Annotated in this window: 13 protein-coding genes; 1 reads left to right on the top strand and 12 read right to left on the bottom strand. The window is 58.3% G+C overall.

Annotated elements, in window-relative coordinates:
- Positions 1-208 precede the first annotated feature (208 nt).
- The 12 genes from CHB83_RS19885 to CHB83_RS19835 form a co-directional block, all read right to left on the bottom strand.
- Positions 209-643, bottom strand: a complete 435-nt coding sequence (locus CHB83_RS19885) for a hypothetical protein (RefSeq protein WP_089333953.1) — start codon at positions 641-643, stop codon at positions 209-211.
- Positions 640-819: a hypothetical protein gene (locus tag CHB83_RS19880; RefSeq protein ID WP_089333952.1), complete on the bottom strand. Its 180-nt coding sequence runs from the start codon at positions 817-819 to the stop codon at positions 640-642. Before CHB83_RS19880 ends, CHB83_RS19885 begins: the two co-directional genes overlap by 4 nt.
- A gap of 27 nt (positions 820-846) precedes the next feature.
- Positions 847-1,383, bottom strand: a complete 537-nt coding sequence (locus tag CHB83_RS19875) for a TIGR02594 family protein (RefSeq protein ID WP_089333951.1) — start codon at positions 1,381-1,383, stop codon at positions 847-849.
- Positions 1,384-1,387: 4 nt separating this feature from the next.
- Positions 1,388-2,095 (bottom strand): hypothetical protein, encoded by a 708-nt coding sequence (locus CHB83_RS19870; protein WP_089333950.1) that lies wholly within the window; start codon positions 2,093-2,095, stop codon positions 1,388-1,390.
- On the bottom strand, positions 2,092-2,526 hold the full coding sequence (locus CHB83_RS19865; protein WP_089333949.1) for a hypothetical protein: 435 nt from the start codon (positions 2,524-2,526) through the stop codon (positions 2,092-2,094). The genes CHB83_RS19870 and CHB83_RS19865 overlap by 4 nt, the downstream gene beginning before the upstream one ends.
- Complete coding sequence (locus CHB83_RS19860) at positions 2,523-2,981, bottom strand: cupin domain-containing protein (protein WP_089333948.1); 459 nt, start codon at positions 2,979-2,981, stop codon at positions 2,523-2,525. Before CHB83_RS19860 ends, CHB83_RS19865 begins: the two co-directional genes overlap by 4 nt.
- Complete coding sequence (locus CHB83_RS19855) at positions 2,971-3,435, bottom strand: hypothetical protein (protein WP_089333947.1); 465 nt, start codon at positions 3,433-3,435, stop codon at positions 2,971-2,973. The genes CHB83_RS19860 and CHB83_RS19855 overlap by 11 nt, the downstream gene beginning before the upstream one ends.
- 116 nt (positions 3,436-3,551) lie before the next feature.
- Positions 3,552-6,197: a LamG domain-containing protein gene (locus CHB83_RS19850; protein WP_089333946.1), complete on the bottom strand. Its 2,646-nt coding sequence runs from the start codon at positions 6,195-6,197 to the stop codon at positions 3,552-3,554.
- Positions 6,198-6,199: 2 nt separating this feature from the next.
- A complete protein-coding gene (locus tag CHB83_RS24250) occupies positions 6,200-6,322 on the bottom strand; it encodes a hypothetical protein (protein ID WP_262490739.1) in 123 nt (40 codons plus the stop codon).
- Between the two features lies 1 nt (position 6,323).
- Positions 6,324-8,312, bottom strand: coding sequence for a hypothetical protein (locus tag CHB83_RS19845; RefSeq protein ID WP_089333945.1), 1,989 nt, complete (start codon positions 8,310-8,312; stop codon positions 6,324-6,326).
- The gene (locus tag CHB83_RS19840) at positions 8,312-10,000 is read right to left on the bottom strand and encodes a hypothetical protein (RefSeq protein WP_089333944.1); all 1,689 of its coding nucleotides are present in this window, start codon (positions 9,998-10,000) and stop codon (positions 8,312-8,314) included. Before CHB83_RS19840 ends, CHB83_RS19845 begins: the two co-directional genes overlap by 1 nt.
- On the bottom strand, positions 9,984-12,833 hold the full coding sequence (locus tag CHB83_RS19835; RefSeq protein WP_089333943.1) for a hypothetical protein: 2,850 nt from the start codon (positions 12,831-12,833) through the stop codon (positions 9,984-9,986). Before CHB83_RS19835 ends, CHB83_RS19840 begins: the two co-directional genes overlap by 17 nt.
- A 218-nt stretch (positions 12,834-13,051) precedes the next feature.
- Here CHB83_RS19835 and CHB83_RS19830 point away from each other — a divergent pair, with 218 nt between their 5' ends.
- Positions 13,052-13,336, top strand: coding sequence for a type II toxin-antitoxin system HicB family antitoxin (locus CHB83_RS19830; RefSeq protein ID WP_143437220.1), 285 nt, complete (start codon positions 13,052-13,054; stop codon positions 13,334-13,336).
- Positions 13,337-13,378: the final 42 nt, after the last annotated feature.

Below are 13,378 nucleotides of genomic sequence, written 5' to 3'. Positions count from 1 at the left end.
GCTAGAACAGCAGCAGCGAGCGGCTTAACCCACCACGAGGGTTTATTCGGATCGTCGTAGTCGTAGCGTGCGTACCGGGCCATAGAGGGTAAGATAGAATAAGAAACACGTTATTATACTTTCAGCCATCAAAGTATAATACTCCGCCCCACCTGTTACGAGCAGATGGGGCGGAGTTTGGGTATGAGACACAAAGGGGATAACGCTACTACGTTGCCAGCACCACCGCAAGTACAGAGCACAACACCACGCAGACCGCCTTTAAGCCAACGAATACCGGCCCGCTGATTCCCAGTTGGGCTACCTTCTTATCCGTTGCGGCTGTACTTAGGTCCGTACCGGTGTAGTGCCAGGCTAGCCCCCGGCGCTTATTTAGGTACAGGTCAAAGAGTAACCCAAAGAAGCTCAAGGCGGCGCCAAACGCAGCCACAGGTGCTAGTACCTGCCACCAGTCCGTTAGGCGTACGAGCAAGGTAGAATACGCCAGGAGGGTAAAGAACCCTAGCGCAATACCCCGTTGCCGCGCTTGCCATAGATGCGACACATCATAGTTGCGGGCAATCAAGTAGGCATCCTCTCCGGCGCAGGCGTTGGCGTACGCGGCTGTTGCACAGAGGGTCAGTACCAAGGGCAGCCAGTTCACGACTTATGCGCTTTATAGGACGTGTACCACGTCCCTAGAAAGAGGGCGAACCACACCAGAAAGGCGAGTACCCTAGGAGCACCTTCCGGCAAGTCCAAGAGCGAGATACCCCACAACAGCAGGGCAAAGACAACAAATACAAGCCAGATAGGCAGCCAACGAAAGAAGGAGTTCATACGAGTAAGAGAGTAAGGAGTGAAGAATTAAACCACGGAAACGGGAGCAGCTACCCCCGTGCTTTGCAGGAAGATGCGCCGAACATTGGGGGGTTGTCCTACTTGGAAGGGGGAGCGCCGGAAACCCACGGCGGCCGATTTGGGTAGGCGGGCAATGCACACCGCATTTCCCTGGTTTCCACCGAGCGTATGATAATGGGTGGTGTCCTCTCCCACGTACAGCCCGACGTGCCCACCCCCTACCCGGGTATAGATAATGGCATCCCCGAGCATGGGCTGCCCTACCGGGCGCCCCCAATTCAGCCAGTCTTTGGCACGCAGGGCAATGCGGGCGGGGGTGTACCCGGCATTCGCGGCACAAACCGCCATAAATAGGCCACACCACGGCGTTTCGTCCATCGTGTAGTCGCGGCTCATACCTAGTTTTCGAGCCCACGCTAGTATCTCGGGGCTGTGCTGCGCGCCAACGATTTCGCGGGTGCCGTACAGCTTCAAGGCTTCCACTAGAATCTTGGGTGCCCCCTCCCGGAGCAACCACACGTACTTGCTAGGCAACGTGAGCATATACTTAGAAGAGTAAAAGGAACCCAACCACTAGCACAACCAGTACTCCAAGCACCCACTTCCACCTACTGCGGGCGGGTAACCACACCTGAAGTTTCCCCCACAGCGTACCCGCGAGTAGGTACCACACCCCATAAAGCGCCGCTGGAATTAGGAACACCCAGGGGCTAATGCCTTTCGACTGAGTATTCGTGGCCGTGGCTCCCCTCCCACTCGCGGCGGCCCCGCCCCGCTGGCCTTGTTTGGTGTAGTCCTGCGCGACGGCACTATCCCCAATAGCCGTGGGAGCCTTGACCTTGCCGACCATAGTTGCGGTGGCCGTACCGGAGCCCGTATTAATACTGATAGCGCCTTTCTTATTATTCCGTGGCAGGATGATGGTGCTGCCCAGCGTCTGCACCTGCGCGGGCTTCTTGCCAAATACCTTGGCTAGTACTCTGCCGGCCCCTGTTTTGGGTGGGGTAGTCACACGTACCGTGGTTGTGTCTCCCGATGGCTGGACCACCTTGGTTACCGTGGTCGTGGGAAGGGCGCGGGCGGCCTTCGCTTCCTTGCGGGCGGCACGGCGGGCGGTGCTACAGCTGGCAAGCAGCAGGCACAGGATAATCGCCAGGTATAATAAGGATAGACACAGTGGCCTTTTATCAGTTAGGCGCCATGCCTCCCGTATTTCTAGGCGGTCACGCTTAAGGACGTAGAGTAGTTGTTTCATGAAGTAGGTGGTGCTGGTGGCACGTTAGGGTTAGGAACTTGCGGCATTGGAATGGGGGGCGAGTAGCCCGGCTCTGTGAGGGGTTGCCCCGCATCGGTGGCCGTTTTGCGGTTGGCGTAGTTCTCGTACACCTTCAGCCCCGCTGCCCCAAGGGAGTAGGCTAATAGAAATAAGGCTGGCTCGGGGCTAATGGGGCGACCTTTATTGAAGTCTGCATAGGCAATGAAGCAGCACAGGCTCACGCCCACGTAAAAGGCGGTGGCCTTGAACAAGTCTTTGGCGACGGTATGACCCGTGCGGGTATCCACGGTGATGTCGCGCCAGGTCTTTAGAAGTCCTAAGCGAGGCACGACAAACACCACCAGAAAGCATAGCAGGACAATTCCTAGTAGATGCAACTGCCCCGGTGGCAGCGTAGGCAGATCCCTCATAGTGGCGGGGTGAACACGTTATAGGAATGGTATTCTTCTAGCACTTCAAAGCCGTGCTCCTCATGCGGGGCTATCTCAAGGGTCTGCCCAGCTACTACTTCGCGCGCTTGATTGCCGGTATTGGCTTGCCACCAGCGCAGTCTCCCTTGGAGCACGTAAATGCGAACGTGGTGGTGTACGCTTACTTTCTCGCACCGCACCCCCACCCGACCCACGACACTCATATGGGAGTATGTCGCCCCGTGCGGGGAAGGAAGCAGGGCCATCTGCACTCCTTCCATACCGTGGGCGGAGGTGAACAAGGCCGCTTCGAGGGCCAGGGGTTGCGTGAGGTCGCCAATGCGCAGGGCCAGCGTGCCGTGCACGCGCAGGAGTTGGTCGCGCTGTCCGGCCAGATCGGCGGCCACTTCGCGCAGTGCTTGGCGGTACGAGGGTTCGGGCGTGTTACGGAGCATGACGGGGGCCGGCGCGCAAGGCCAGCTGGTTTAGGTGGTCGCGAATGGTGTCGAGCGTGTCGTTGTAGTGGCGGAAGTCCGCTTCGTGCCGGTCTAGGCGCTTTTCGTGGTTGGCGACGTTGGTCGCAATCCCAGTTAATAGGCGTTGGGCTTCGGTGAACTCTTTGAGAATGCCTGTGACGGCGGCCAAGTCGCTTTCGAACTTGAGCTTGTCTTCCGTGCGGGCGGCATCGGCCAGTCGTTTGCGCTCTTCAAAAGAGGCAGCCAAGGTGGTGTACACCCCACGTAAGGCAGCGACTTCGGCAGTTTGCTCCTTTTCAGCTTTCTCGCGCTTCTCCTTCTGCGCACTAGTCTCAGCAATAGCCCGGTTGCGGCCAGCTAGCCAGTACCCCACCCCAGCGCTGAGGAGAGAACTAATAAAGGGGATTAAGTAGGGCCATATTTCTTTGAACATGTGTCACGACCCAGGCGGGCCGGTGGGTATAAGGGTGGCACAGAAGGCGCTAGGTGTGATCGTAGAGAGGGGGCAGCTCAGCACCACCGTAGTAGTGCCGAGCGTACCAGGTAGAATTAGGCGGGGAAGGCTCGGCCAGCGCCGTTGTTGTAGAGGTAGAGCAGCTCGTTTTCAATCAGCGGGCGGCTGTAGTAAGAGAGTTCATCCCAGATGCCGTTCATGGTGATGTCCGTCGATTCTGAATACCCACCCACGGCAAAGGGGGTAGACGAGGGAGGCATTAGCGGGGTCACCAAGTCTTGACTAACTATCGTCGTAACGACTGCACCAGGGGCTTCTGCGTTGGTAGTTACGTAGCTGTTTTGGCCGTTGAAGCGCAAGGCCACGAACACCCGTTGCCCTGCGGCGGGGGCCAGGCACTCACTTTCCCGGTAGGCGTCGGTGCCACTGCCCGTAGCACGTATATTAAACTTGAGCTTACCGCCGTCTTGGTAGAAGACAAACTCCTGCCTTGCTGTATTGCCATCGGTCCACTTGGAGAGCAGGATTTGCGTGGCCGTGTCGTTGATTTTCATCCACCCGCACAGGGTAAAGCCAGTACCCAGGTTGATATTCGAGCCGCCGAGCAGGCGTTGCTGCAGGTTGCGGTCGAATGAAACCCCGCGCCCAAACTTACCGTCCGTAGTGCTGGCGGGGTTATTGGAGCGCGTGAGCGTGTGAGAACCAACGCGGGACGCGTAGTCACCGCTGGTTTCCTCAAACGACCAGTGTGCCACCAGGGCATTCGTGGGATACGTCCCCACGTTATCCCCCTCCTGTGGTGGCGGCGGGGGCGTAGCTCCTGTTTGCGGCGTGGCTGTTGCCGTATCCGATACCGTGCCGTTGGCGTTGGTGGCGGTGGCGTAGTAGGTAACCGGGGTGCCGTTGGCACGTCCTGTATCGGTATAAGGAAAGCTGGTGGAGAGCAGTATGCCACTGCTGTTGGTGCCTCTATAGAGCGCATACGAGGTGGCGCCTTGGCCGCCGCTGGCCTGAATCGTCACCTGCCCATCGCCTGGCGTGGCCGTGATGTCCAGTGCTGTGGGCGCGCTGCCCGCGGGCGGGGTGGTGCCACCGCCGCTGGTGGAAGTGCTGAAGGCATCTCCCCGCGTCAGGGTAATGGAGCCGTTATGATGGGTCGTGAAATACGGATCAAACCCGCTCATATTCGCCGCAGCGAGTGTTTTACCGCCCAAGTCGATATGTCCGTGCCCACTGAGTAGCCCCGTGCCACCGGCCCCTACCGTGTGAACTAAGCCGATGCTGCCCCCACTCCAAGCGATATGAGCCCCCGTATTCTTGGCGTACAATCCATTGGTTACAATGCGGCCCGTGCTGCCGGCTTCCTGCCGGAAGATAGCCGAGTTGTTGGCCGACCCCGGCCGCTCGTAGCTGATCGCGTTGAGAAACAGGTTGGCAATCTGTCCGCTGGAACGAATCACGTCTACCGTGGCACCACTGCCACTGTAGGCTTTCACCTGCGCCCGCAAGTTGTTGATTTGCCCCGTGCCGTGTACCCGGATAAAGGGCTCACTAGAACTAGTATCCAGGAAGTGACAGTCGATAAACTCCACATCCCGAATGCGGCCACCGAGGGCAAAAAAGCCGAGGCTATTCTGCCCCACCAAGCCGCTTACGTTTACATTCTTAAAGGTGAGGGTACTTAGGTTGCCCCCTCCATCGCCGGGGGCATTGTCGTAGAGAAAGTTTGGGCTTTGCCCCCCGATGGTGAAGTTGTCAATCAGGAATACCCCGCCTTGGGTGGAGCCGCTGACATTCTCGAACGTGTGGTTGTCCAGCAGGCTATTCTTGCTCATCACCCGCACGCACATGGCCGTATCTTCAAACACCAGGTTGCTGATATAGCCATTGGTGGCGCGGCCGTAGGTAGCGCGGGAGTCTACCCCCGTGTTGGTTTCGTTGCCGCCAGCGGGGAGTTGGGCGGCGGTAGGCACCCATACGTCACAGGCCACGCAGCTCAGAATATCGTCCTTGGTGTAGCCCCGCAAGCCTACTACCCGCAAATCATTGTAGGGGCCGCAGAACTTGAAGCCATCCAGATTGCCGTAGGGCGCCTCTTTTGGCTGGTCGGCAAAGGCTCCCATCACGCGCACGGCGTGGAAGTTGTTAATGAAGGAGCAGAACGTGCGGCAGTTGCGCATCCACGGATTAACCAGCACCACGTTCTCTACGCCCGCTAGGCGCAGCCCCACATTCCAGCCATCGGACCGGTGGTGGATTTGCTGGAAGGCACCGTTGCTGTAGCCGTTGCCGTTCACTCGCAGGTTGATAAACGACAAGTTTTTAGTGGTGTACACGCCTGCTTGTGTGCTATAGGTTGCATCCTCCAACACGTTGCAGTTGGAGTTAGGCTTCAGTACGATGGCCCCGCCGTTGATGAATTCAAGCGTCGTATCGGAGTTGAGCTTCAGCGGCGCTGACGTGGGGCACACGCGGTCAATGACAATGTGCTTCGGCCCGTTGATACTGAGCAAGGACTGTAGTATCGCCGTGTCGTCGGCGTCGGGCACGGCTCCGGTCAGGAAGTTGGCCCCGCCGACAGCACCCGCAGCGGAGGCGTAGTACTTGCCGTCAGTCCCACCACCGGCTACTGGGGGCGGAAGGCTACTTAGCCCGTCTGCAATAGACTGTACCAACTCCCGAAAATTGGCGTCTACTTCCTCTTTGGTCAGCTTGCGACCAAGAACATCTCTGTAAAACATACTTAGTCGTGTAAGGCGATGAGGTTGATAAAGCCCGCATTGGCGAGCAGGGTAATTCCATTATTGCGGGCCGTGAGGGTAATTCCTGTGGCTAGAAGCTTCTTTTGTTTATCTCCAAAGGCCATATCAGTCCACGTAATCGTCGTCTACATAGTCGTCTTCCACGTAGCTATTCCCTGTTGCTGGCGGGTCTACTGGTGGTGTTACCACGGTAGCCGGGCGGGCACCTGTTGTCCAGAGCATCGTATGCACCTTATCCCCTGGGTTTAGCTCGGCTAGCACACCCGCTGATAGCGTCATGGTAGGTAGGCTACCCGCGAGGTTCAGCGTGAAATGGCCGTCGTCCTCAAAGAGGCTTTCGTTCTTGTCAGCCACCACGGCGTGCACAGATAGTGTCCCAGCTAGCAGTGGATAGGTAGCTTGGCCTGCTTGGTAAGCGAACCAGTAATTCACTGGCCGGGGTGGGCGTGCTACCTGCACGTTGCTGGTTCCCGCGGCTGGTTCGGGGTGCTTTGGTTCTGCGCACCCCGCGTCTAGGATGATGGTTCCCCCGTTCGTACCTGCGTACCACGGCTGGGTGGGGCGGTTGATGGGAACAAGACTGGTCCCGTAGAGGTGGAACTGCCCACCCTCTGGCTTGAATGTGGTATCGTTGATGATGGAATTAAACAGCCGGGTACCTGGCACGCGGAAAGCGCCCGTAGGATGGGGGAGTACGCTTCCTCCGTCGCCCGCCAAGCGCACGTCCCGCACCACCGCCGGTAGTTGCAGGGTGTGGCCGTTGAGATACAGCACGTTGTCATTGCCGTTGAAGCCTTCTACTTGCGTAGTGAGCACATCCCGGCTTACATCGTAGTGGCTAACTAATTGCTCAATGGTGCCAAACCGCATGCGGGGGTCTTCGAGTAGACTCTCCAGGTCGTGCGAGTAAATAGGGAGAGCTTGCCGGAACCCCCACCCCCGAAACGATGCGTAGGCTAGGCTAATAGCGGTGTTGGCGTCCTGCCGAGCCCCCGTGGCTAGGTTCCGTAGCTCCGAATCATTGTAAGGAGCCGGAATAGTCGGCTTATTCGCCAGGTCGTTGTAGCTATTCGATTTGGCAACGGGAGCAAGTACCGAATCATCATAGCCAAGGCGCGTCCAGAACTGGGACCAGTTATTATAAGAACCGGGGGCTGCCGTCGCGTTTAGGTCTTGCTTGGCCCGGTACGAGAAAGTATCAACCGGATTGTAGGTGCCTGTACCTTTCTTGAATACCCCAGGAGCAAAGTCCGGGAACGGAACTCCTACGGTGTAGCGAGCATCGAAAAACGCCTCAATGGTCGTGCTATCGTTGGCAGTTCGGGGTAAATCCCGCCAGCCGTTGCGTACATCGGTGCGCTCGGTGAGGGTATCACTGGGAACGTAGTAAAAGAATACTTCCTCTACTCCTTCTACTCTAGCTAGGTGAGCATAGCCTGGGTACGGCTCATCAAAGCTGGCCCACACAATCGCACCAGCATGGTCATCCGTGTGCGCAGGGCGGTTGGTGATGCGGTAGGTTTGCCCGGGTACGATGGCCCGGTTTTCCGCCAGCGCAACCAGCGCCGCGTAGGTGATGGTTACCACCAGCGGGGCGTCCTCCCCCGTGGGGATAGTCGGCTTGTTGGCTAGATCGTTGTAATCATTCGTGTAGGCAACTCTTCCCAGCCCGGTTACCTGTTCGGCCGGGTGGGTGTGCTCGCTATTTGCTTTCCCGTTAAGTGCGTCCGTGGTGGCCTTTTGGGTCATGGCCCCATCGGTGTTCTGCCCCGTGCCCGTGTACAGCACGAAGTCGGCGCCCGGGTCCGTGGGCGTCCCATCAGTTCCACCCGTTGCATACAACTGCCACCCGGCCGCAGTCCCAATGTTCGCGTCGTCAACGAGCAGGACTTCTGTCGGCGTGTTGCTGTTCTCTGAGTCCGAGAGAATGCGAACAATGCTTACGTCTTGCTTAAGCTGATCCGCCTTCTCAACTAGCGCATACAGCTCCGCCCGGCTGGCAACAACGCGCCGCCCACCCCGCACCCCGTCGCTATCGACAATGGCGAGGTCGTCGTTTTGGTGCTCGTATAAATCAGGGCGTTTAATGGACATTACGAGAAGGCCAGCGAGTTGTTGAGGAAAGCATTGGGCGCGTTGCTGCGGTACACGCGCATGGTCACGGGCACTCCGTGGACGTTCTGTCCACGCACATCAGCTAGTTTTTGAAAGGCGCCTAGCACGGGGGCGGCGCCGTCTAGGATGATATTGGTTAGGTCGCCTGCGCTGGCTTCGTAGGCGTAGTAGAGGTACTGCCCACTGGCCGCGGTTACGCCGGTTACGGTTCTGCTGCGGCCGCTTTGCAACACCCCCCCGCCTAGCGCAAGCAGGCCCGCCATGTCTAGACTCGTTGCTGTAGATGTGCCGACATAGCTTTTCCAACGACCGCTAAAGAAGAGCGTACCACTCTGTAGATTCGCTTCTGCTGCTTGGGGAGCGCTAGAATTGCGCACTTGGGGCGTCCGCTCGTCTAAGCGCCCCGAAGGGAGAACCGGTTTGCGCGGGCCCGCGGCGTAATCCGCGCGGGCGTAGATGCGCTGAGGCGCCAAGGTGCGTGTCATGTTGACCTGCACGGAAAACGGATTGTCGAAATCCGCGCCGCCTTCCACTAACTGATCGTTTAGATAGATGCGGTGTTCCTCTAGTGCTCCCGCGTCGCCTTGGTTGAATCGAGCCGTGAGGGTGTTGGGTAGGGATTCGCCTACCTCCCCATCACTAGCCGCGGATTGCTGAATGCTTTCGCTTGCCGTGGAATAGGTCGGATAAATGTCCTCAATGGCAATGTCCCGCAGTACTTGCTCGAAGGATTTTCCTAGCGCTGGAATAGTAGACCCGTTGGGATATTTGCCCAGGGTTTTGCCGTTGCTCAGCGACACGGGAATATCGGCCAGGAACGTACTCTCTCCCCCGCCCGCGCCACCCATGCGCGCCGAGGTAAGCCCCGTGGATAGCGCGTAGGCCACAGGAAACAAAGGCTCATTCGCATCAGAGGCTACCTCGTAGGCTTCCTGCGCGGCGAAGGCAGAGGAAGTAAACGCTACCGCGAGCACGTCCACCAAGGGGTCGTCCACGCGGTTGGTGATGCGGTAGAGCAGACCGGGTACAAGTTTCCCGAGTAGGGCTTGGGCTTGCACAAACGCTTCATCAGCCACCACAAACAGCGGAGCGGGCGCCGCCCCGCTGACTTCCTGCCAGTTCACATCATCTAGCAGTCCCGTGGGCGCGGGGACTTCCCCACCGTCGTAGTTGGTGCGGAGCAGTTCTTGTGTGGCCGAGAAAAACCGATCCTGCCCCGCGATTGCATACCGAACCAACTCATCTTGTTGATAGTCCCTGGTGGAGGTGAACCGGCGGGCGCTGCGCTCCCCTCCCATTTCGTTCCACTCCGTCGTGTAGGGATTGCCCGTGTACGAATGGGTGTAGACCAGGCGCTTTTGCAGCTGGCTTGCGCTGTCGTAGGAGAAGTACAGGCCGAGCGCCGCCCCACCCACCGGAGCAAGTAGCTCCACAACGGTATAGCCGTCCTGCTCTTGGTTGTCGCGCTGCTCTAGGCCAATCTGCACCTGCGAGGCGTTGGCCCGCTGAAACAGGGGGTTGACGTAGCGGGCAACCGCTGTGGGGGGGTACTTGACGTTCTGCTTCGCTGGGTCAGGATTCTCTAGGTCTATCCCAGGAATAAAGTCCGTTGCATCTAGCTCGGACTTGTACTGAAACTCCGAAATCTTTCTATTCTCCGTCGCCATCTTCCGCTAGTGCGTACCCGCCGGATTGGAGAAGGATTGGGTCCTCATCTTCGGTGACGAGTAGCCCGTTGGGTTCAGCGGCCGGCAGCCCGAGCGACAGCAGCTCCACCGCCGTGAACTCAGTGGTGGCATCCACGTCGTTGATGGTGGCCGCGGTGATGAGGTAAACCGTAGGGGTCAGTTCCTGCGGGTCGGTGAGCAGGGCGCACGGATGCACCCGCCCACGTAGGGTGCCGGTGAGCTTTCCTACTGGCGTTGCTTGGAGTTGAGCCCGCTCAGCAAGCAAAACAGCAGGCAGCGTTGTAAGGGTAGTAAGTGCATCACGCTGAAACCAAGCGGAAGTAGGCAGCCCTGTAGGGCCAAGCATGGTGCCTTGTAAACGAGCGCCCGGTGTATCCGTGTGAAAGAGCGTAAGCGCTTTGTCCTCTAAGGTGAATAAGGCGTCGGATATTTCTTCGATGGAGTCTTGGTAGTTTTCGCGGGCGTAGTAGCTTCCCTCCCACTCCAACGCGAGCTTGGTGATTTCCACATCGTAGCGGGGCGCCGAGCCGCGGGTAATCTGATACAAACGAACAACCACCGGTTCAGCCAGTAAGCCAGGTTTGGAGTAGGCGTTCAACTGAATCGTGATGTCCTTATCCGTGGCATCAAATACCATTGGTTGCGTAAACACTTGGGTTTCACTCGTGCCCGAGTTACCCACGGCCAGCCACGTAGACCCCTGCCGCACGGCTACCTGCATGCGGGGCAGGGCGGCGTAGTCTAAATTCTCTGACATGGTTCCTCCCACGGCCACGATGCGCGCCGTAATCGTCACGTGCAAGGGGCCCACCGGATGCGGAGGCGAGACCAGCGGAATGGTGGGAGGCGTTTGGATATACAAGCCGGGCGGGCCGGTAATCGAGCCCTGCAACCGCAGCCCGTTGGGGTCGGATTTTTTAAGCGGGAGGGCGCGCGCCGTTGGAGCTGAGCCACCCCAGCCCACGGGCTTACCCGCCTCGTCAAAATCCTTTTCTGCCCACCGCACACTCGTGCCCAGTAGGTTGAGTAGCTCTCCTGGTTCAGCCGTAATTTCCACCCGGCCAACGGCTTCCAAAAAAGCTTTGCGCTGCTGCCCGCCCACGTAGAAGGGCCCGCCATCATCATTTGGGGGAGGTTGCGAAATAGAGTAGAACAGTACTTCTGGTTCAGGGTCCGGCAGCCGCTCCCCATCCGCCGAGTAGGCGAAGTACTGCATGGGGGTGATGGACAAATCAGTTAATCGCTCCAGTCGCCAGCACCGCACAAACGGGTCTTGGTAGATCCTTGCCCCGCGGCTATCCAGTAGGTGCCGTAATACTTGCTCGCAGCTCATCGCCTTCCCCTTGTCGGTTCGGTACGAGGCTACATCGACGGAAAACTGCGTAAATGAACTCTCTTGGGTGCTGGCTTCCTGGGGGTAGAGCGTATCAAGGACGTGAATCGGCAGGTCTAATTCTAGTCGATTAAGGCAGTGCAACACCACCTGTAAGGCCGTCCACTGCCCCGTGAGTAGGTTGCCCGCCGGATCAGCGAACGGCACCCCCGCTAACGCGCCTAGCCCATCCGTGCCCATTAAGTTAAACTCGTTAGGCGGAGACAGGTGAGCAATATCATATTGCCCAGGTAAGAGCCACCCACGCCAGCATTCTATGCCGTCCCGCAGCAGGCGCAGGCGTACGTACCGCTCATCAGAGGAGTAGGTATCCAGTAGTTGATTGCGCTCGGTGATGAGCACCCGAATATCAATGCTTGACCCCCGCAAGGCATTATCGACCACGTGGTTGCTTCCTTGGGGATAGTCCAGGCTGCACGCGTTGGACTGCCCTAGTAGGTCTTCGGTAAGGCCCGTGTAGCCGCGAAAATCAAAGAAGAGTTCGCAGGCTGTGTTGTCAAAATCCCGGTAGGGCATCCGGTAGCGGGGCCCGTACGTTGCCGTTACCCGAAACGGCAGGCTGGCCCGGCACCCATTGTCGCGGGTCTCCCGTCCGTACCCCACGTACCGCCCCACGGGGAGGGATTCAAAGTAGCCTTCGGGCTGTTCGGGGTTGTCGGGACTGCCCAGGGTGTACACCACCTCCCCCGTATTGCGCAAGGGGAGTAGTTCTTGGGCGCCCCGCCCCAACGGGCCCGCTGCTACGGTTCTGCCCAGGGCTAGGGCAAACGAGCAGGGCGGCACCGTGCAGGTACTCACGTTGTCAACTGGGGTGCGTAAGCTGGCTCCCTCCCCGCCGTGGGTCACGCGGATCTCTGTAAACGGAGCAATACCGTAGTCCGCGCACCAGCGGTCAATGATTTCCGTGGTGGGGCGGTAGTAATCCGGTAGGCGTCGCTCTTCGTTGCGCGTAGAGACGACCTCTACATCAGAGCGGGTGGAAGGAACGTAGTACTTATCGGTGTAGCGAAACACATCCACCCCACCCGAAACGGCCGCCCGGTAGAGCCGACGCAGCAGAATCCCTCCTACCGGGGCGTTGCGGTCATTGCCGGGGTGAACGCTCGTGGTGGCGCCTTCTCCCTCTCCCGTCCCACCACCTGCTACCGCACACTGCGGCGAATTGGCGGTAAAGACGAGGCGGGAGCGCCCATTCTGTGCGTCGGCGTGGTAGACTTCCACCAGCTCGGTTCCCTTGCAATAGGAACCGAGTAGCGTTGGATACGGAGGGGCGGATACGGTATCAAACCGGCGGGGGCTGAAGTTGACGTCACGCCGGGAGCTATCCTTGAACGTAGTCGTATCGTGGTAGTACGTCACGCGGTCGTACTGCCCTTCGGCGTTCAATTGAGCAACTTCTTTCAGGTCGATAAACCCCATGCCACGAAACTACCCGCCCCCTGAATGGAGTGGGGGCGAAGTGCGGGCAAGTTGTCGAACGGATCGGGCGGGGCGGGCTACAGGGGAGGGAAGTTCTCTACCCTAGGCTAGTAGGAGAGTTGAGGGGCAATTGCAGAAATGTGCATATGAGTGCATACTAGATGGGAGCAGCGCCCGTATATTTGGTTATACCAGGAGCCAACCAACCACAAACTACCATGTCAACCCAAGTCTTGAAACTCACTGGCCTTATTCAGCCAGGAGCATCGCCGGGCGTATACGTCGGGCGGATTCAAGAGATTGGTGGCATCTTCGCCCAAGGCAATACAGAAGAAGAGGCCTATCAAAATCTCTTAGAAACCACTGCTCACATGATTGAAGTGTATAAGCGCCCACAAGCGTTAGCGCTTCTAACCAGTCAAACGCACAATCCCGCTTTGGATGCCTTGCCAGCGGAAGAGAAGCTTGAATTTACACTTGAAAGAGAGCTTGCCTCTTGTTAATCAATGGACTTAGCTATTTTCGATAGTTATTTAAGCTATAAA

This window comes from Hymenobacter mucosus (assembly GCF_900188255.1).
In the GTDB taxonomy this organism is placed as follows: Bacteria; Bacteroidota; Bacteroidia; order Cytophagales; family Hymenobacteraceae; genus Hymenobacter; species Hymenobacter mucosus.
The sequence above is the reverse complement of the archived record's forward strand: the minus strand, read 5'-3'. Positions and strand labels throughout refer to the sequence as shown.